At 52.3% G+C, this 20,517-nt stretch carries 15 protein-coding genes; 3 read left to right on the top strand and 12 right to left on the bottom strand.

Annotation, left to right across the window (positions count from 1 at the left end; translation table 11 throughout):
* Positions 1-88: 88 nt before the first annotated feature.
* From eno to tilS, 4 genes are all read right to left on the bottom strand, one after another.
* Entirely contained in the window at positions 89-1,378 is a 1,290-nt protein-coding gene (gene eno / locus CBR65_RS21305; RefSeq protein WP_087468728.1) for a phosphopyruvate hydratase, read from the bottom strand.
* Positions 1,379-1,414: 36 nt separating this feature from the next.
* The gene (gene kdsA / locus CBR65_RS21300; RefSeq protein ID WP_087468727.1) at positions 1,415-2,266 is read right to left on the bottom strand and encodes a 3-deoxy-8-phosphooctulonate synthase; all 852 of its coding nucleotides are present in this window, start codon (positions 2,264-2,266) and stop codon (positions 1,415-1,417) included.
* Positions 2,267-2,290: 24 nt separating this feature from the next.
* On the bottom strand, positions 2,291-3,916 hold the full coding sequence (locus tag CBR65_RS21295) for a CTP synthase (protein WP_087468726.1): 1,626 nt from the start codon (positions 3,914-3,916) through the stop codon (positions 2,291-2,293).
* 138 nt (positions 3,917-4,054) lie between these two features.
* Positions 4,055-5,395, bottom strand: coding sequence for a tRNA lysidine(34) synthetase TilS (gene tilS, locus CBR65_RS21290; RefSeq protein WP_087468725.1), 1,341 nt, complete (start codon positions 5,393-5,395; stop codon positions 4,055-4,057).
* A 122-nt stretch (positions 5,396-5,517) separates the two neighbouring features.
* Here tilS and CBR65_RS21285 point away from each other — a divergent pair, with 122 nt between their 5' ends.
* A complete protein-coding gene (locus tag CBR65_RS21285; RefSeq protein WP_087468724.1) occupies positions 5,518-7,473 on the top strand; it encodes a S9 family peptidase in 1,956 nt (651 codons plus the stop codon).
* Between the two features lie 5 nt (positions 7,474-7,478).
* Positions 7,479-7,991, top strand: a complete 513-nt coding sequence (gene greB / locus CBR65_RS21280; protein WP_087468723.1) for a transcription elongation factor GreB — start codon at positions 7,479-7,481, stop codon at positions 7,989-7,991.
* 174 nt (positions 7,992-8,165) lie between these two features.
* Here the strand turns inward: greB and CBR65_RS21275 are convergent, their stop codons facing one another.
* The 5 genes from CBR65_RS21275 to cysM all read right to left on the bottom strand — a co-directional run bounded on the left by CBR65_RS21275 (position 8,166) and on the right by cysM (position 15,198).
* Positions 8,166-9,392, bottom strand: a complete 1,227-nt coding sequence (locus CBR65_RS21275) for an HD-GYP domain-containing protein (RefSeq protein WP_369825670.1) — start codon at positions 9,390-9,392, stop codon at positions 8,166-8,168.
* Between the two features lie 212 nt (positions 9,393-9,604).
* Complete coding sequence (mazG, locus tag CBR65_RS21270) at positions 9,605-10,408, bottom strand: nucleoside triphosphate pyrophosphohydrolase (protein ID WP_255377172.1); 804 nt, start codon at positions 10,406-10,408, stop codon at positions 9,605-9,607.
* 104 nt (positions 10,409-10,512) lie between these two features.
* A complete protein-coding gene (relA, locus tag CBR65_RS21265) occupies positions 10,513-12,750 on the bottom strand; it encodes a GTP diphosphokinase (RefSeq protein WP_087468720.1) in 2,238 nt (745 codons plus the stop codon).
* A gap of 21 nt (positions 12,751-12,771) precedes the next feature.
* Complete coding sequence (gene rlmD / locus CBR65_RS21260) at positions 12,772-14,238, bottom strand: 23S rRNA (uracil(1939)-C(5))-methyltransferase RlmD (RefSeq protein ID WP_087468719.1); 1,467 nt, start codon at positions 14,236-14,238, stop codon at positions 12,772-12,774.
* 63 nt (positions 14,239-14,301) lie between these two features.
* A complete protein-coding gene (gene cysM, locus CBR65_RS21255; protein ID WP_087469206.1) occupies positions 14,302-15,198 on the bottom strand; it encodes a cysteine synthase CysM in 897 nt (298 codons plus the stop codon).
* A gap of 146 nt (positions 15,199-15,344) precedes the next feature.
* Between cysM and CBR65_RS21250 the strand changes: the two genes are divergently transcribed.
* Entirely contained in the window at positions 15,345-18,152 is a 2,808-nt protein-coding gene (locus CBR65_RS21250; RefSeq protein WP_087468718.1) for a response regulator, read from the top strand.
* Between the two features lie 4 nt (positions 18,153-18,156).
* Here CBR65_RS21250 and recO read toward each other — a convergent pair whose 3' ends face one another.
* The 3 genes from recO to rnc are packed head-to-tail and all read right to left on the bottom strand — an operon-like array spanning position 18,157 to position 20,515.
* On the bottom strand, positions 18,157-18,876 hold the full coding sequence (gene recO / locus CBR65_RS21245; RefSeq protein WP_087468717.1) for a DNA repair protein RecO: 720 nt from the start codon (positions 18,874-18,876) through the stop codon (positions 18,157-18,159).
* Between the two features lie 14 nt (positions 18,877-18,890).
* On the bottom strand, positions 18,891-19,805 hold the full coding sequence (era, locus tag CBR65_RS21240; protein ID WP_087468716.1) for a GTPase Era: 915 nt from the start codon (positions 19,803-19,805) through the stop codon (positions 18,891-18,893).
* A 32-nt stretch (positions 19,806-19,837) separates the two neighbouring features.
* Positions 19,838-20,515 (bottom strand): ribonuclease III, encoded by a 678-nt coding sequence (gene rnc / locus CBR65_RS21235; RefSeq protein WP_087468715.1) that lies wholly within the window; start codon positions 20,513-20,515, stop codon positions 19,838-19,840.
* Positions 20,516-20,517 lie beyond the last annotated feature (2 nt).

The following is a 20,517-nucleotide window of genomic DNA, read 5'->3' as shown; positions in this document are numbered from 1 at the left end:
CGGGGAATAGCACCCGCTGATGATCGACATGTTAAGTAGAAAACAAAAACGGGCCACTGAGGGCCCGTTTTGTATAACAAGGAACAACTTATGCCTTGAACTCTGCTCGACCTTTGTAAGCTGCAGCGGCACCCAATTCGGCTTCAATACGCAGCAGACGGTTGTACTTGGATACGCGGTCAGAACGACACAATGAACCGGTTTTGATTTGGCCGGCAGCGGTAGCCACGGCCAGATCGGCGATGGTAGTGTCTTCGGTTTCACCGGAGCGGTGAGAAATCACAGCAGTGTAACCGGCATCCTGGGCCATCTTGATGGCATCCAGAGTTTCAGACAGCGAACCGATCTGGTTAAATTTAATCAGGATAGAGTTAGCGATCTTTTTATCGATACCTTCTTTCAGGATTTTGGTATTGGTCACGAACAAGTCATCACCAACCAATTGCACCTTGTTACCGATCTTGTTGGTCAGGTCAGCCCAGCCGTCCCAATCGCTTTCGTCTTTGCCGTCTTCGATGGAGATAATCGGGTATTTGTTGGCGAGGTCTGCCAGGTAATCAGAGAACTCGGTGGAGCTGAACACTTTACCTTCACCAGCCAGATCGTATTTGCCGTCTTTGTAGAATTCAGACGCCGCACAATCCAGTGCCAGCGTCACATTGTCACCCAATTTGTAACCGGCTTTTTCCACCGCTTCGGCGATTACTTTCAGAGCTTCTTCGTTAGAGGGCAGGTTGGGCGCAAAACCACCCTCATCACCTACAGCAGTATTCAACCCTTTGTCGTGCAGGATTTTTTTCAGGTTGTGGAAAATTTCTGCGCCCATGCGCAGGGCTTCGGCAAAGGTTTTTGCACCGACTGGCTGCACCATGAATTCCTGGATGTCGACGTTGTTGTCGGCGTGCTCACCACCGTTGATGATGTTCATCATCGGCACTGGCATGGAGTATTTACCGGGGGTGCCGTTCAGGTCAGCGATGTGAGCATAGAGCGGTACGTTTTTAGCAATCGCTGCCGCTTTTGCTGCTGCGAGAGATACCGCCAGAATGGCGTTAGCGCCGAGTACTGATTTATTGTCAGTACCATCAGCTTTAAGCATGGCGTCATCCAATGCGCGTTGGTTCAGTGCATCCATCCCCACCAGCAAACCTTTGATGGTGCTGTTGATGTTATCAACCGCTTTCAACACACCTTTACCCATATAGCGGGACTTGTCGCCATCGCGCAGTTCCAGGGCTTCGCGAGAACCGGTTGAAGCGCCGGAGGGTGCACAAGCTGAACCTGTTGCACCGCTCTCCAGAATGACTTCCGCCATGACCGTGGGGTTGCCGCGGCTATCCAATACTTCAAACGCTTTAATGTCGACTATCTTGCTCATGGTTACTCCAATGTTTCTCTTTAAAAAATTAATAGATTACTTGATGTCCAGGGGAGGAAAGTGTTTTACCAGATCATCAAGCGCTTTCATTTGCGCAAGGAAAGGTTCCAGCTTGTCCAATGGCAGTGCACTGGGGCCATCGCATTTGGCGTTATCCGGGTCGGGATGCGCTTCCAGAAATAAACCGGCAAGGCCCACCGCCATACCCGCACGAGCCAGCTCGGCCACCTGGTGTCGACGACCGCTGGATGCAGCACCCATAGGATCACGGCATTGCAGGGAGTGCGTCACATCAAAGATCACTGGCGCATTATCACTGACCTCGCGCATGGTGCGAAAACCCAGCATATCCACCACCAGGTTGTCATAACCAAAGTTGGTGCCACGGTCACATAAAATAATTTTATCGTTGCCACACTCACGGAATTTTTCCACGATATTTTTCATTTGACCCGGGCTTAAAAACTGCGGCTTTTTAATGTTAATAACCGCATTGGTTTTCGCCATGGCCATGACCAGGTCAGTTTGACGCGCCAGGAACGCGGGCAATTGAATGACATCGCAGACATCCGCTACTGGCTGACACTGGTAAATTTCATGCACATCGGTAATCACCGGAATATCAAAGGTTTGTTTGATTTCCTGAAAAATCTTTAAACCCTCTTCCATACCGGGACCGCGATAGGAATGAATGGATGAACGGTTAGCTTTATCGAAAGAGGCTTTGAAGACGTAGGGAATGCCCAATTTTTGCGTTACGTTCACATAAGCTTCAGCAACCTGCATCGCCATATCGCGCGACTCAAGCACATTCATGCCGCCGAATAACACAAACGGCAAGGTGTTGCCGACGTTGAGCTTACCGATCTGTACTGTTTTTGCTGTCACACTCTTCTCCAATCGCTGAGCGACTCAGGATTTTTTATTCGCCACAGCCGCGTTGACAAAGCTGCTGAACAAGGGGTGTCCATCACGTGGCGTCGAGGTAAATTCCGGGTGGAACTGACAGGCCACAAACCAGGGGTGATCCGGCAACTCCACCACTTCAACCAGGGTGTCATCCGCCGACCAACCGCCGATGCGCAAACCGGCTTTTTGCAATTGATCAACATAATTGTTGTTCACTTCATAACGATGACGGTGACGCTCAACAATCACGTCTGCCCCGTAAATGTCGCGCGCTTTTGACCCGCTGACCAGACGACATTCCTGGGCACCCAGACGCATGGTGCCACCCAGGTCAGAACTTTCATCGCGCTTTTCCACCGCGCCGTCGGCGGTGATCCATTCGGTGATCAAGCCAATCACGGGGTGTGGACTGTTTTTGTCAAACTCGGTGGAGTTGGCGCCCTTTAAGCCCAACACATTGCGCGCGAATTCAATCACGACCGATTGCATCCCCAGGCAAATCCCCAAGTAAGGCACTTTGTTTTCACGAGCGTATTGTACGGCCATTAATTTGCCTTCTACACCGCGTTCACCGAAACCGCCGGGCACGAGGATCGCATCGGCATCCTTCAGAATACCCACGCCTTCATTTTCAACGCGCTCTGCATCAATGTAATTCACATTCACTTTGGTACGCGCGTGAATACCCGCATGGGTTAACGCTTCGTTCAGGGATTTGTAAGCATCGAGCAGATCCATGTATTTGCCGACCATAGCAATGGTCACGGTGTGTTCAGGATTCAGCTTGCCGTCCACAACGCGATCCCATTCGCTCAGATCAGCGGGCGGACAATTCAGGCCGAACTGATCCACAACAATTTGATCAAGGCCGAATTCGTTCAACAAACGGGGAATGGCATAAATAGTGTTGGCGTCGGGCAGTGGTACAACAGCGCGTTCAGCAACGTTGGTAAAGAGCGCGATCTTGCGGCGGGAATCTTCATCCACCAGTTTTTCAGAACGACACAGCAGCACGTCCGGTTGCAAACCAATGGAGCGCAGTTCTTTTACCGAATGTTGGGTAGGTTTGGTTTTCGTTTCACCAGCGGTGGCGATGTAAGGCACCAACGTCAAATGAATTAATAAGGAATGTTGCGGGCCCAGTTCAACTTTTAACTGACGCACGGCTTCGAGAAATGGTTGCGATTCGATGTCGCCGACGGTGCCGCCGATCTCCACCAGCGCCACATCCACATCGCGACCACCTTCAACGATACGGCGTTTGATTTCATCGGTAATGTGAGGAATAACCTGCACCGTACCGCCGAGATAATCACCGCGACGCTCTTTGCGCAGCACCGTCTCATAAACCCGACCGGTAGTGAAGTTATTGCGGCGAGTCATCTTGGTGCGAATAAAACGTTCGTAGTGGCCCAAATCCAGGTCGGTTTCCGCACCGTCTTCGGTGACAAATACCTCACCATGCTGGAAGGGGCTCATGGTGCCCGGGTCCACATTGATGTAAGGGTCGAGTTTCATGATGGTCACTTTCAGACCACGGGATTCGAGTATGGCAGCCAAAGAAGCTGAAGCAATGCCCTTACCGAGAGACGATACAACACCGCCTGTGACGAATATATAGCGTGTCATTTGAAGCCTTGTAGAAATTGAATGATGCAGTGCAGATGCGTGGGCAAGTCAACCAGGGGGGCTGACCTTTACCTTTCAGGACGGGGCGCCAGACTACCAGAAAGCCGGGATTGCCTCAACGGAAAGCTGCCGGCCGTTTCAGCGAATGTGCCATTGCAAACGGTAACCCGGCGCGCCGGGTAGGGCCACAAAATCGGCACAAACCCATAGATCCCCCACCGCTGCCAATTGACCATCGACATAGACCAGCGGCACTCGCTCGCGCCACCAGGGTTCCAACCCGTGTTCCTGTAGCAGCTTTTTCAGGGTTTGTGAGTGCGCGCGACCGGCGGGTCGGCAGCGTTCACCACCGGTGCGCCAACGAAGTTCAACCTGGGTAATGTCGGCGCGCAGGCAAGATGCCGGCGTCGCTGAGGAACAATACTCAAACGTCAGCCATGCGTTTGCCGACAAACAACACGCCTCGGTTTTGTTGATTAACTGCCATAGGCCAGGGTGGGACTGTTCCTGCATCGGTGTTAACGCCAGCGATCGCATGACGTATAACCGCTCCCGAAACCGCTGCACCGCCACATCTCCCCAGCGCACTTCACCCTCGGCATCAGCGCGCCCATAAATCAACTGGACATCAATCTGCTGCAGATGGACAAGTTCCGGTGCCGCATAGCATTGCTGGCGAAACCAGTAACGCAACAGATTATGGCGACGCGCAACCGACATTTCGCGTAAAACCGCGAGCGCCACACTACAGCCTTGTCGCTCCAAACGCGGCGCGGCACGCTCCAGATCCTCAGCGGCCAACTCTTGTAATAACTGTTCACTTTCGGCACAGGCTTGCGCGCTCTGTTGCCAGCGGCGGGTATAGTCGGGCCAGCGCAAGGCCAGCGACGGCATGACTTTTTGTCGAAGATAATTGCGATCGTAGTGCGTGTCGGTATTACTTTCGTCTTCAACCCAGGTCAGTTGATGCGCGATAGCGTAAGAATCCAGTTCACTACGTTTAACATCCAGCAGCGGGCGCAGGATCGTTCCCTGCCCCAATGGACGCTGCCGCGCCATGGCTGCCAATCCGCGCGGGCCGCTGCCACGCAGTAAACGCAGCAGCAGGGTTTCGGCTTGGTCATCCGCATGATGCGCTGTCAGTAACCAATCACCTTCACGCACATGAGCCTCAAAGACGGCGTAACGCGCCGTGCGCGCCGCCTCTTCCAAACCGCGACCGCTGTGCTCAACCACGACGGTTTGCGTAATGTATTCAACACCCCATGCAGAACACAATGCGGCACAGTGTTCTTGCCATTCAGCCGCATGGGGCGAAATCTGGTGGTTCACGTGTAGTGCGGTGACAGGCGTCGGCAGTTTGAGTTGCACCAAGGCATGCAAGAGCACCACCGAATCCAACCCACCACTCAGCGCTACCCACAAACGCCTGACATTTGAAGGCAAGTGTTGATGCAAGGCAGCGGGGGTAAAAACCATAGATGAAGTCCACGTGTGAATGACGCCATTAAACCCGAATCCACACGGAATAAAAACCGGCGGTTGAAGTCCCCGATCAAGCACAGGCACAATGCCGGCAACTTCACGAGCAGGCTTTGTTTATGAAACAGACACCGTTAACCGCCGCCTACGGCAGTTGGGCATCACCCATCAGCGCCGCGTCGCTGACTGAAAAAACCGTGCAGCTGAACGAACCGCGTTTTGACGGTGAGGTAATTTATTGGCTGGAATCCCGTCCGCAGGAAAAAGGGCGCAATGCGCTGGTCCGCTTGCGTGATGGTGTGCGCGAAGATCTGTTACCAGCCCCCGCCAGTGTGCGCACACGCGCCTATGAATATGGCGGAGGTAATTACACGGTTCATAGGGACTTTGTTTATCTGATGCTGGATGCTGACCAACGCGTATACCGCCTGGACACCGCCCATCACACACTGCAACCGCTCAGTCCGGAAGGACAATATTGTTATGCCGATTTTTGTGTGGATGAACAACGCCAGCAATTAATTTGCGTGCGCGAAGACCATTCGCAACCCGGACAGGAACCCGTCAGTGCGATTGTCGCTTTATCACTGGATGCGTCTCTGGAAGTCAGATTGCTGGTCAGCGGTGCAGATTTTTATAGCAACCCGCGCCTGAGTCCAGGCGGCACAAGCCTGTCGTGGCTGTCGTGGCAACACCCACAAATGCCGTGGGACGGTACCGAATGTTTTATCGCGGATTTCACCGATGACAATACACTGAGCACGAGCAAAAAAATTGCCGGCAGCGAAAAAGAATCTATCTTTCTACCGGAATGGTCTCCTGAAGGAGATCTCTTTCTGGTCTCCGATAAAAATAATTGGTGGAATATCTATCGTTGGGCGGCGCAAAAAAACGACAGCACAGAACTCCAGGCGCTGTACGAAATGGAAGCGGAGTTTGCCACACCACGCTGGGTCTTCGGCATGTCGACTTTTGGCTTTCTTAACGCCGATACACTTTTGTGTTGTTACAGCCAACAGGGTCGCTGGCATTTAGCATATCTGGATTTGCCGACCCAAAACCTTTGTAGTATTCCTTGCGACTTAACCGACATTTCCGCCATCCACTGCTGCGCAGGCAAAGCATTGTTGCTCGGCGGAAATCCGCAACGCAGCACGCAGCTGTATGTTTACGATCATGCGAACGAATCACTAACGCCCCTGGCACAAAGCGCACAGCAAACACCCGACATTGCTTATTTGTCCGACCCCCAGGCCGTGAGTTTTCCAACCCAGGATCAGGAAATTGCGCACGGTTTTTATTACCCCCCGCACAACCCGGAATTCATCGCGCCTGCCGAATCAAAACCACCATTGATTGTGATGTGCCACGGTGGCCCGACAGCGGCAACGTCTTCAACACTGAATCTCAAAATCCAGTTTTGGACCAGCCGCGGATTTGCGGTGCTCGACGTAAACTATCGCGGCAGCACCGGCTATGGCCGCCAATACCGCGACCGGTTAAAACACAACTGGGGCGTAACCGATGTGATTGATGTCTGCAGCGGTGCCGATTTTTTAATTACCCAAGGCTTAGTGGATAAAAATAAATTGGCCATTCGCGGTAGCAGTGCCGGCGGTTACACGGTATTGGCCGCACTAACCTTCAGTAAACGTTTTACCGCAGGCGCGAGCCTTTACGGCATTGGCAACCTAGAAACACTGACGCAGGATACACATAAATTCGAAGCCCGTTATCTCGATAATTTAATCGGCACCTACCCCGAAGAAAAAGCGCTATACCTCGCACGCTCCCCACTGTGTCACATCGATCAATTACAGTGCCCGGTCATTTTTTTACAAGGCTTACAAGACAAGGTGGTACCACCCAACCAGGCCGAAGCCATGGTCAAGGCACTCACCGCAAAAGGCATTCCCAACGCCTACATCACCTTCCCCGAAGAAGCCCACGGCTTTCGCCAGGCACACAATATCCAGCGGGCCATCGAAGCAGAATTATTTTTTTACAGCAAGATCTTTGGCTTCGCGTTAGCAGAATCCATTTCTCCCATTCACATTACCCATCTGGAGCACTGAGCATCATGGGTCGTTGGCGTCCCCCATCAGTCAAAGGCTCGGCCTATATCACCGCTGCCGGCGCAAAGCGTTTAAAAGATGAATTAACCCATCTATGGAAAGTTGAACGCCCGCAAGTAACCCAGACAGTCCATGAAGCCGCAAAAAACGGCGACCGCTCTGAAAACGGCGACTACATCTACGGCAAACGCCGCCTGCGCGAAATTGACTCGCGCGTGCGCTTTCTCAGCAAACGCCTGGAAGTATTAACCGTTGTGGATCGTTTACCGGAAGATCAAAGCCGGGTATTTTTCGGTGCATGGGTGACGCTGGAAGATGAAGACGGAAATGAACACCTATGGCAGATTGTCGGCCCGGATGAATTCGACGTGAGCCAACGAAAGCTCAGCATGGACTCACCCTTGGCCAAAGCCATGTTACGCAAACAGTTGGATGATGAAATTGTGCTGCGCAAACCCGAGGGTGAAGAAATTTATAACATCACTGCGATTGAATATCGCGATTATAGTGAGAGCTGACTCTAACAAAATTGACGCTGGCACAATACAAGTTTGGTATTAGGCCTTTTATTTTGAAACCCTCAAGTCAAGGACGACTTGAGGGAGCTATAAGGATGTATTCATGCGCTTTCAAAATAAAAGGCCTAATGCCAAACGAACTACGAAGCACCTTTTTCTATCACATGAAAACCCTCAAATCCTAAACACCAACCCCTTCTCCTTATAATCCCGAATAAAAACATCATGACTACCATCGCGCAAAGCGCGTTTCACCAAAAAACTTTTATCAAGATTCCCCTGCTCAATCTCCGCAAGATTCAACACCTGCTCCTTCTCCAACTTACCACTCTGATCATGCACCACAATCACCCGCGGCAAATGGCGATACCGGTGATTGGTTTCCAACACAATACCCACACTACCGTTAACCAACTCCACCAGACTACCCGGCGGATACAAACCGACACACTTCATAAACTCCAGCGCAAGCCGCTCATCAAAATGCGTACCGCGATCCTTGAAGATATTTTTCAAGGCATCCGTACTGGGAATAGAACGGGAATAGCAGCGATCCGCCGTCATCGCATCATATGCATCAACGATGGCAATAATGCGCGCAAAATCGGAAATACCCGAAGCTTTTAATTTGCGCGGATACCCGTTGCCATCAATACGTTCGTGATGACTGTAAGCCACGTCCACCGCACCGTGATAAATACCGGGCGACGACATCAATAAATTCCGCCCGTGCACCGTGTGGGCTTTGATCATGTTGAATTCTTTAGGCGTCAACTCACCCGGTTTATTCAATATTTCATGGGGTACGCGCATCTTGCCCACATCATGCAGCAAACCGCACAAGCCGAGTTTTTCCAGCTCCGGTTCGCTCATGCCCAAGTGGCGGCCAAAGGCGATGGCGAGAATACACACGTTCAAACAGTGTTCCGATGTGTACTCATCTTCGTTACGCATGCGCGACATCCACAGCAAAGCATCAGCATTGCGCAACACGCTTTGCACACAATCTTTTACGGTGGATTTGGCTTGTTCAGTATTGATGACACCGCCGAGGCGTACATCGTCCAGCAGGGTTTTGGTGAGCCGGCGCGCTTCGCGATACACACTGACCGCAGCTGCGCGTTCCTGCTCCGCAGACACTTTATTGATGTAGGTAATTTTGGCTTGGGGTTTGGGGCCGAGGATGGCCCGCTCTTCCGGTGGTATCCAGGTGTCCTGTACGGCATCGACCCAGATATATTCAGAGTATTCGGCTACGGTGTCGATATCATCCAGACTTTCTACGATAAACCCTTGCATCAGAAACGGCGTCTCAAGCCAATCCCGATCGAGTTTGGATACGTACATACCGATTTTCAGCTCTGAAATGTGGATCTTTACCGTTTGCCGGCTGGTATCCACATATCCCGGCTGCACTTCACGCCGATCCAAGCTAACCTCTCTCTGACTGCATTTATTCTACGGACGGAAGCATCCAGTCGACGACTGTTACGACCACCTTGCGCATTTTTCATCGCGAAGAGCATGTTCAGAGCATAGCTGGTTTTGAAGTAGGTCACACCAGACAAAAAGTTATGAATCGGTTTTTTTTTATACGAAGCGATACAAGTATGTCAGTCGATTTTCTTGGCTTCATCCCACAGGCGATTCATGTCATCCATTGAGGATTCCGCCAAGGGGCGAGCGCTCTGCTGCTCCATATACTGGAAGCGCTGTTCAAATTTGCGATTCGCCGCGCGCAGGGCGGCTTCGGCATCAATCTTGAGGTAGCGGGTAATATTCACCACCGCAAACAGCAAATCGCCCACCTCTTCTTCGACCGCATGGGCATCCTGCTGCGCCAGTGCATCTTCCACTTCGACCAGTTCTTCGCGTACCTTGGCAATCGGCCCCTGAATATCATCCCAATCGAAACCCACTGAGGCCGCGCGTTTTTGCAATTTGGTCGCACGCGTGAGGGACGGCAAATTGACCGGCACATCATCCAGCAAGCCAGTTTTGCCTTTAGCTTCCCGCTCCTGTTGTTTGATGGTTTCCCAACGGGCTTTTACATCCACCGGCAACGTATGGCGATTATCGATTTTGCTGTGCAAGGTGCCGTCAGGAAATACGTGGGGATGTCGACGCACCAGTTTGGCCACCAGGTCGGATACGACACTGGCAAAATCAAACCGACCTTCTTCTTTGCCGATCCGGGTATAGAAAATTACCTGGAACAACAGATCGCCCAGCTCCTCGCTCAGATGAGCAAAATCCTGCTTCTCAATCGCGTCGACGACTTCGTAGGCTTCTTCAATGGTGGAGGGTGCGATGCTGGCGTAATCCTGTTTGATATCCCAGGGGCAACCGGTATCGGGATCGCGCAGTCGGGCCATGAGGTATAGCAGATCATCAACAGTGTATTGCGGTTGGTTCACGCGAAGTCCTTTGAGTGATGAGTTGGATGTTGAGCGAATGTGGTGTCGGATTACGCGGCGCATGGCGCCGCTAATTCGACCTACATATTCCAGTGTGACAAAAATTAATGTTTACGGCGCGCCGAGGCGATGTTGGGTAATTGATTCAAGCGCGTCAATATGCGGCTCAACTCATTAATGCTGCGAATCTCGGCAGTGATCAGCATATCCACCGTATTTTTGCGTTTGTCCGATAAGGTTTGCAATGCACTGATGTTGATCCGCTCGTTATCCAGCAGCGCCGTAATATCGCGCAGCAAACCATAGCGGTCGTAGGCTTCGATGATGATATCCACCGAGTAGGCACTTTGCGGCGCGGAGCCCCACTCCACCTTGATGATGCGCTGCGGTTCGTCCGCCTGAAGTTGCAGTACATTGCTGCAATCCTGGCGATGGATAGATACGCCTTTGCCCAAGGTAATGTAACCCGTGATTGCATCGCCCGGCACCGGGTTGCAGCAGTTGGCGATCTGGGTCAGCAGATTGCCCACACCTTCAATATAAAAATCCGATTCTTTTTTCTTGTGCGACGACTTGGCCCGAAACGGAATGACCGGCTCTTTCGGGTTAGCCAGATCCAGGAGTTTTTGCGCGGCATTAAGTACCTGACCGACACCGACATCGCTCGCGCCCACCGCCGCGTAAAGATCGTCGAGACTGGCGAAATGCAGACGCTGGGCCAGCTCCTCAAAGTCCAGATCGAGCAACGCCAAGCGTTTGAATTCCCGATCCAACAGTGCCTGACCTTCCGCAATATTCTGATCGCGCGCCTGCACCTTAAACCAATGCTGCACCTTGGCCCGTGCCCGCGCGGTGTTCACATAACCCAAAGCCGGCGACAACCAATCGCGGCTCGGCGCTTCGCGCTTGCCGGTCAGGATTTCCACCTGGTCTGCGTTATTCAGGTGATAGTTGAGCGGCACAATCCGGTTGTTTACCTTGGCCCCGCGACAGCGATGCCCCACATCCGTATGGATACGGTAGGCGAAGTCCAGCGGCGTGGCAGTTTTAGGCAAATCAACGACGTGACCTTCTGGCGTAAAGACGTAGATGCGATCCTGGTTGACGCTGCGCAAATCATCTTTCAGAGGCTCGCCGCCCAGTTCGTCGTGCCATTCAAGAACCTGACGCAACCAGGAAATTTTTTGCTCATAGCTGTCCTGCACGTTTTCCTTGTCGGTGCCTTTGTAGCGCCAGTGTGCGCACACACCGTATTCGGATTCTTCGTGCATGGTGTGGGTGCGAATCTGAATCTCCAGCACCTTGTTTTCCGGCCCCATCACCGCCGTGTGCAGCGAGCGATAACCGTTCTCCTTGGGTGAGGCAATATAGTCATCAAATTCGTGGGGGATGTTGCGCCAGAGACTGTGGACGATCCCCAACACCGTGTAGCAATCACGCACCGTGGGCACGAGGATGCGCACCGCGCGGATATCGTAAACCTGGGAAAAATCGATGCCCTTGCGCTTCATCTTGCGCCAGATGCTGTAGATATGTTTCGCGCGCCCGGTGACTTCGCCATCGATATGAGCCGCCAACAATTCCGAGCGCAGCAGCGCCAGCATATTGTCGATGTATTCCTGCCGCGCCATGCGCCGCTCATCCAGCAAGCGAGCGATGCGTTTATATTCCTCCGGCTCCAGGTAGCGGAAGGACAAGTCCTCCAATTCCCATTTGATATGGCCGATCCCCAGACGATGAGCCAGGGGCGCGTAGACATCGGCTACTTCCCGCGCGACCTGCCGACGACGCTCAACGCTAACGGTTTTGACTGACCGGATAGCACAAGTGCGCTCGGCCAGTTTGATGAGGGCAACACGCACGTCATCAACCATCGCCACCAGCATCTTGCGGATATTTTCCGCCTGCTCCTGGGATTGGCGACCGAGGATACGTTCTTCGTTATCGTTGCGCTGGTAGCTGATCGCCGCCATGCGCAACACACCTTTCACCAACTTGGCGACGGTATCGCCAAACTGTTGTTGCACATCAACCAGGGGAATTTTGTTTTCGCGCACCGCGCGATAGAGGATGGCGGCGACGAGCGTGTCCTGATCCAGTTGCAAATCGGCGAGGATTTCCGCCATCTCCAGACCAATTTGGAAAGAGTTGGCGTCCCCGCCCCAGTTGTGCTGGAAATCACTGTGAATGCTGGCCGCCGCCAGGCTGACTTCGCAGGCTTTACGCAATTCTTTTCGAGTGGCTTCGGGCTGGGAATCGATGCCATTGATCCGCTCGATCCAGGCATCGATATCGACATTGCCATCGGCGGCAATGGGGTGGTCTTGTCTGACTTTAACCATAGTAAATCCACTAACGACCAATTAAGGGCGCACAAACAACGCCATGGATTCCACATGAGCCGTGTGAGGGAACATATCCAACACGCCCAGGCTGTCGAGCTGATAGCCGCTCGCCGCTAATAATTTGGCATCACGCGCCAGGGTGGCAGGATTGCAACTGACGTAGACAATGCGTTTGGCGGCAAGTTGCCCAATACTGGAAACAATTTCACGCGCCCCGTCCCGCGGTGGATCAAGCAGGATGGCGTCGATCTTGCCGCAGCGCTGGTGTAACTGATTGACGCTTAATTTACTCAAATCCGCTGCCATAAAGGTTACGTTCTGTAACCCATTCCTGGTGGCATTTTCACGTCCGCGCGCAACCATAGCGTCCACCGCTTCAATGCCAATCACTTCAGCGCTGCGCTGTGCCAAGGGCAAGGTGAAATTGCCGATGCCACAAAACAGGTCCAGGACTCTTTCCGTGCCGGCCAGATTAAGCAAGTTCAATGCCTGACTGACCATCTGCCGATTTACGGCAGGATTCACCTGGATAAAATCCTGCGGGTGAAATCCCAAGGTCAGTGAAAATTCCGGTAAGTCATAGTTTAGCCGGGGATCGCAAACCTCACCCTCGATTGTCGAAAGTGCCGCCCCTTTATCACCTTGCAGCCAAACCTGACACTGCTGTGCATCAGCCAGTTGACGCAAACGCTGCTTATCGTCAGCGGCCAAGCGCTTGGTATGACGGACGATAACCCCGGCGCCGGCACTGGCTTCAATAAGTTCCAGGTGAGTCACCGCTGCGGTGGACTGCAAGTCACGCAGCCATTGTTGCAAAGGGGCGAGCAGTCGATTTAACGAGGGCGCCAACACCAGGCACGCATCAATTTGAGTCAACTGCTTGCTCTGCCTCTGACGAAAACCCAGCGTCACCGAGCCGTCTTTTTCATACCACACGCCCAGGCGCGCCCGACTGCGGTAGCCGGTACTCAGTGGGTGAATCGAAGGAAGGATGTGGCGCGGCGTGAGTCCGCCCCAGCGCTGCATCTGTTCCAACAGCGCATCTTGTTTAAGCTGGATTTGTCGGGCATCCGGCATGTGCTGCAACTGGCAGCCGCCACACAACCGGTAATGGGGGCATGGCGGGATCTGACGTTGTGACGATGGCTCAATGACCTCGTCAACCACGGCCTCGGCATAGCGCCCGTGTTCGCTGATAAAACGTGCCGTAACCCGTTCGCCAGCCAGAGCATCTGCCACAAACAACGTCTTGCCCTGCCACTGGGTAACGCCACGACCGTCATGGCTTAAACGATCAATGACAAATTCGCCCAGGCGCTGGTTAGGCCGTGCCGCTGGCGTTGTTTCCTCACGCCGCACGGCGTTGCGTTTAGGGACATGGCTAAAGTCAAAATCTAATGGCGCTTTGGTTTTTTTATCGGCGCGCGGCTTGCTGCCCAATTTGCCGGGATGCTTGCCTTTGCCGCCGTTTTTTCCGTGGGACATAAAATGGTTATCGCTGAATGAGGATGATGGCCAGTACGGGCCATCGACGAGGAAGTCGGCGTACTAGGCGCCGACGTTGAAAACACCGGAAGACAAGTAACGATCACCGCGATCACACACAATCGCCACAATCACCGCATCGTCAACCTGCTGGCTGAGTCGCAGTGCGGCAGCAACAGCACCACCGGATGAGACGCCGCAAAAGATGCCTTCTTTGCGAGCCAGTGCGCGCATGGTGTCTTCCGCTTCCTGTTGCGACATGCTGACAATTTCATCCACGCGGGATTTGTCGTAAATCCTGGGCAGATAGGCTTCCGGCCAACGACGGATGCCGGGAATGCTGGCGCCTTCTGCCGGTTGTAGGCCAATAATACGAATAGCCGGATTGCGCGCTTTCAGGTAACGCGACGCACCCATGATGGTGCCCGTGGTTCCCATGGAACTGACAAAATGGGTAATCGTGCCACGGGTCTGCTGCCAGATTTCCGGGCCGGTACTTTCATAGTGGGCGAGCGGGTTGTCGTCGTTGCCGAATTGATCCAGCACCTTGCCCTTACCTTCTGCCTGCATCTTCAAGGCCAGGTCGCGAGCACCTTCCATACCCGCTTCTTTGGATACCAGGATCAGTTCCGCTCCGTAGGCACTCATGGAGGCTTTGCGTTCGGCGGTACTGTTATCCGGCATGATCAGGATCATGCGGTAACCTTTGATCGCCGCAACCATCGCCAGCGCAATGCCGGTATTGCCACTGGTCGCTTCGATCAATGTGTCACCGGGCTGGATATAGCCGCGCTCTTCGGCGTGGCGAATCATGGAAAGTGCCGGACGATCCTTGACCGATCCGGCGGGGTTATTGCCTTCCAGTTTTAGCAGGATAGTGTTGGTCGTCTTACCGGGTAAACGCTGCAAACGCACCAGCGGCGTGTTGCCGACAAAGGACTCAATCGTGGGGAAATCCATGCTCATCTCAATACCTGAAAGTAGATTGCCGGGTGGCGCAAAGGGGGGCTATTCTACCGCCGAATGTGCTATGGTGAAACCAACAAAAAAATCCGCATGACACCCCGTTAATCTCGTCTGTCCGTGCTCACAGGGCTTGTGTTTTCATGAAATATAACAGTATCAAGGCGCAAGTCTGGCGCCTCATATTAATTCCTGCACTGTCCGTCAGCCTGATGCTGGCCGGTACCCTGACGTATCTCTACGTTAAACAACTCAATAAATTTGTGTCGCACCGCGGCGGTATGCTGACGCAAAAGATGGCACACCTGAGTCACTATGCCTTGCGCAGCGGTGATGAAAATATGGTGCCATCAATCCTGGAGGCGTCTCTCGAAGAGCCCTTCATCCGCGCGATTCATCTTTATCATCACGAAACCGGGCAACACTTTCATGTGGGGCCGCAATTTATGGAGATCACCCACGGCGACGCGCCGACCATGGAGAAACCAAGCACACGCATCACCGTGAAATCCATTTTGTTTTCCCACCCGGTCGTCAATAACAACGGCAAACAACCTATCGGCTGGGTGGAGATGGAGTTATTGAATTCACCCTTTTTGGTGTTGCGTTATGAAACCCTGTTAATCAGTGTATTGGTTACGGTCCTGTGTTTGATCCTCGCCGCCTGGCTCGCTATTCGGTTACACCAGAACATCACCATTCCGCTCAGCCATATCAAAAGTGTGGTGCGTAAACTCGCGAAAGGAAAATTACACAGCCGGGTGGACACACAACACGGACAGGAATTTTTAGAGTTGGGGGAAACGGTAAACGCCATGGCGTTATCCATGGAAAAAGCGCAGCAGGATATGCAGGCCTACATTGACCAGTCCACCGAAGATCTGCGCGAAACACTGGAGACTATCGAGATTCAAAATATTGATCTGGATATCGCGCGCAAGGAAGCGCTGGAAGCCAGCCGTATCAAATCAGAATTTCTGGCGAACACCAGCCACGAAATTCGTACACCGCTCAACGGCATACTCGGTTTTACCAACCTGGCCTTGAAAACCGATCTGGATGAACAGCAACGGGAATACCTGAATACGATTCGCGATTCTTCGCAACATTTGCTCACAGTAATCAACAGTATTCTCGACTTCTCCAAGATTGAAGCCGGCAAACTCACGCTGGATTACGTGCCCTTGCCCCTGCGTCGCTCAATCGATGAAGCGATTCATATCCTCGCACCAGATGCCCACGAAAAAAATCTGCAAATCATTACCTACATCGATCCGGAAATACCGGCCAATTTGTTGGGTGATCCATTGCGTTTCAAACAGGTTATTACCAACCTGGTAAGCAATGCCATTAAATTCAGCAACAAAGGCAACATCATTGTTGATGTGGTATTACTCACGCGACAGGAATCCCAGGCGACCATTAAAGTGACGGTCAGCGATGAAGGTATAGGCCTGGCCCGCAGTCAAAAAGACAGCCTGTTTAATGCCTTTGCCCAGGTCGACACCTCCAGTGCGCGGGAACACGGCGGCACTGGACTCGGCCTCGCCATCAGCAAAGGTCTGGTGGAGCGTATGGGCGGCGACATCGGTGTGGAAAGTGAACCGGAAAAAGGTTCAAGCTTCTGGTTTACAGCACGCCTGGGCATCGATAAAAAACAACCGACAAGCAACTTCAAACCCAATTTCAATAAACGAAAAATTCTGGTTTGCGGTGAGAATTCAGCGTCCGCTGCACAAATCAGCCGGCTGCTGCAGGAGTGGGAAACCGATACGCAGGTGATCAGCGCTGTGCATGATATTTTTCCCACACTCCGCCAGGCGCGCGATGCGGGTCAACCGGTTGATGTTGTTATCCTTGATATTTCACCTGCGGAACGCAAGATCCAACCGATCCTGTTGCATAATCTTACTGAACAATTAATGGGTGAGTTCAATTGCAAGGTGATTGCCTGTTGTACCGCTGCACACCAACGCTTGCTGCGCAACCAGGCGGATAAATTACAAACCACTTTCGTCAATAAACCCATCACCTACGATTCGCTGTTACAAACTCTGGGACGGCAGTTAAATATCACAGTTAAGGACACCCGCGCCCAGGAAGCGGAAGCGGATGAACACCGGAATCGCCCAAGCGCATCGGTGTTGGTGGTCGACGACAATCCCGCCAACCTGCAACTGGCTTCGGAATTGTTGCGCGGTTTAAATACCAATGTTGTGCAGGCAAGCAGCGGTAAGGAAGCGCTGGACATCTGCGCTAAACAAAATTTTGATGTGATATTTATGGATATTCAAATGCCCGGCATGGATGGTATTGAAACCACACGTCGTTTACGTGCAACGGAAACCGGAGGGCGACGCACGCCCATCATTGCATTGACGGCACACTCCATGACAGAACAAAAATACGAGCTGTTGGTTGCAGGGATGGATGACTGTGTCAGCAAACCGGTCAGTGAAGCGCAATTGGCCCATATTGTTAATCGCTGGGTGTCGCAAACCGGCAAGAAAGAAGTCGTAGTAACACCACAGGAATTACAAAATTCGGTAACACAACCGCGCATGCCCGCGATTACTGATCTGGCGGAGGATGTTACCTCCGTGGATATTCTGACCTCCTTGCGTCTGGCGAATAACAAACCAACACTCGCACGGGATATGTTGGTGATGTTATTGCAAAACCTGGAAGCAGAACGCTGTGATATTAACGCGGCGTTTGAGCAGGAAGATTTTGTCAAATTGGAGGAATTGGTGCATCGCCTGTATGGCAGCTGCTGCTATTGCGGCGTACCGCGGCTGAAAAAAATCAGTGGTCTGCTGGATAAATTATTGCAGGCCAAACAATACGAGCAAGCACCGGGCGCGATGGTGTCATTGAATAAAGCCATTGATGACGTATTGAGTTGGGGACATAACCGCGACATCAATGCGATTTTTTCGCTGGATGAATAATTATTTATTCAGAGCGCAGGGATGCAAACAGCTCACGACTGCGCAAGGGTCTGGAGCCCAATAGAGGTTGTAACATCAAACGGCTCAATCGCTTTGCCGCTTGCCGCGTCTCCTGTGCCGCAAAATTTCGCGCGGCCATGGCGAGGATGTCCTTGCCCTGAAAGACTGGCAGCCTTGAGGTAGATGGGTGCAGATTTTCTGCCTGGTAAAAACCTGCTTGTGTATCAAACCAATAATGTTGTTCCGAACTGATCTCATCACCCGTGTGAGCATCCGCAGAAAAGTCGATGGCGTAACCCAAATCCTGCAACAAGGTGAATTCAAAATCACGCAGCAGAGGTTCCAGGTCAACATTGTCTCGCAAACGCTGCAAACTCTCCTGATAGCGATAATACAACTGGGGATGGGCATCCATCTCCGGCAGCAAACGCACCAGTAACTCATTTAGATAAAAACCGCTATAAAGCTGGGCACCGGTTAAATGACAGGCAGGGCCGAAGGCTTCGATAGCCGTCAGCAGCTTTAAATCGGTTTTGCCTTGCAGGGAAACTAATAACCCCAGAAAAGGATTAAACAAAACGCGCTTGTTGCCTTTGCCCTGACGAACGCCGCGCGCCACGGCACCGATACGACCATACTCAGGGGTAAAAAAATCCACCAACAAACTGGTGTCGCGATAAGGGCGCGTGTGAAGAATGTAAGCAGGTTGGAGTTCAATGCGCATAATAGCGCTCGCGGTTAGAGGTCGTTGTAACCCAGGCTGCGCAATGCACGTTCGTCATCGGACCAGCCGGATTTTACCTTGACCCACAGGTTGAGCATGATCTTGCTTTCAAACAGTTTTTCCATATCGAGGCGCGCTTGTTGGCCGATCTGTTTGATACGTTCGCCTTTTTCGCCAATCAGGATTCTTTTTTGCCCGTCGCGCTCAACCAGAATTAATGCCGAAATCGTTAACAGTGCGCCTTCCTGTTTAAACTCTTCGATCTCAACAGCCATCTGGTAAGGTAATTCATCACCTAATTGGCGAGTGATTTTTTCACGCACGATTTCGGCGGCCATAAAGCGCGAACTGCGATCCGTGATCTGGTCTTCCGGGTAGAGATGAATCCCTTCCGGCAAACGTTCAACCAGTAAGGACTCCAGACGCTCCAGATTAATATTGCGCAGCGCCGAAACGGGAATGACTTCATCAACTTTTAGTTTTTCGGCGAGTTTTTGCAGATGAGGTAAAAGTGTTTCCTTGTCTTCCACCTTGTCCACTTTATTCACGGCGAGGATGATCGGGCATTGCACGCGGCTGAGTTGTGCAGCCACCGCCTCGTCTTCATCATTCCAGATAAAGCGATCCACCAGAAACACCACAACATCGACATCTTTCATTGCGGTACTGGCGGTGCGGTTCATATAACGATTGATCGCACGGGTTTCATTGAGGTGCAGGCCGGGCGTATCGACAAAGATAAGCTGTATATCACCTTCCGTTTTAATACCCACCACAGCGTTGCGCGTTGTCTGGGGTTTGCGTGAGGTGATACTGATTTTCTGGCCAAGCAGGTGGTTAAGCAATGTGGATTTGCCTACGTTGGGTCGTCCCACTATCGCGACATACCCACATCGGGTGCCAAGCGGTGCATCGTCATTGCTCGACATAGCCATTTGCCTTTATTAAGAAAAAATGTGTATCAAATTTTAAGTAACCGCAGCGCTTTTGCGGCAGCTTGTTTCTCCGCTTCGCGACGGTTGGACGCCTGCGCGCGCGTGGTTTTTTTCAGGAGCGACACGCGACATTCTATAGTGAACATCTGCGCATGGGCTTCGCCTTCCACCTCAACAACCGCATACTCCGGCAGGGGTTGCTGAAGGGATTGAAGATATTCCTGCAGGCGGGTCTTTGCATCTTTTATTGGTGAGTCGAGGGTCAGCTCATCCAGACGCGTAGCGTACCAGGTAGTAACCCGTTCGCGACAGACGGGAAATCCACTTTCAACATAGATAGCACCAATCAGCGCTTCCAATGTATCCGCGAGGATCGAGTCACGCCGATGCCCGCCGCTTTTCATTTCACCTTCACCGAGGATAAGACATTCACCCAGTTCAAACTCGCGGGCAATTTTGGCCAGGGTCTCGCCTTTGACCATTTGCGAGCGCAAACGACTGAGCTGCCCTTCACGCGCTTCGGGGAAACGCTGAAACAGGGATTCACCAATAACGAAATTAAGGATTGAGTCGCCGAGGAATTCCAGCCGCTCATTGTTGCGCGCACCGCAGCTGCGGTGCGTCAATGCCAATTCCAGAAAAGCCTGCGTTTGAAATTGGTATCCGAGACGATGTTGTAAACGTTGGTATTTAAGATTTAACACTA

This window comes from Cellvibrio sp. PSBB006 (assembly GCF_002162135.1).
GTDB lineage: Bacteria > Pseudomonadota > Gammaproteobacteria > Pseudomonadales > Cellvibrionaceae > Cellvibrio.
Note: the sequence above shows the minus strand (reverse complement) of the source record. Positions and strands in the feature narration are given on the sequence as shown.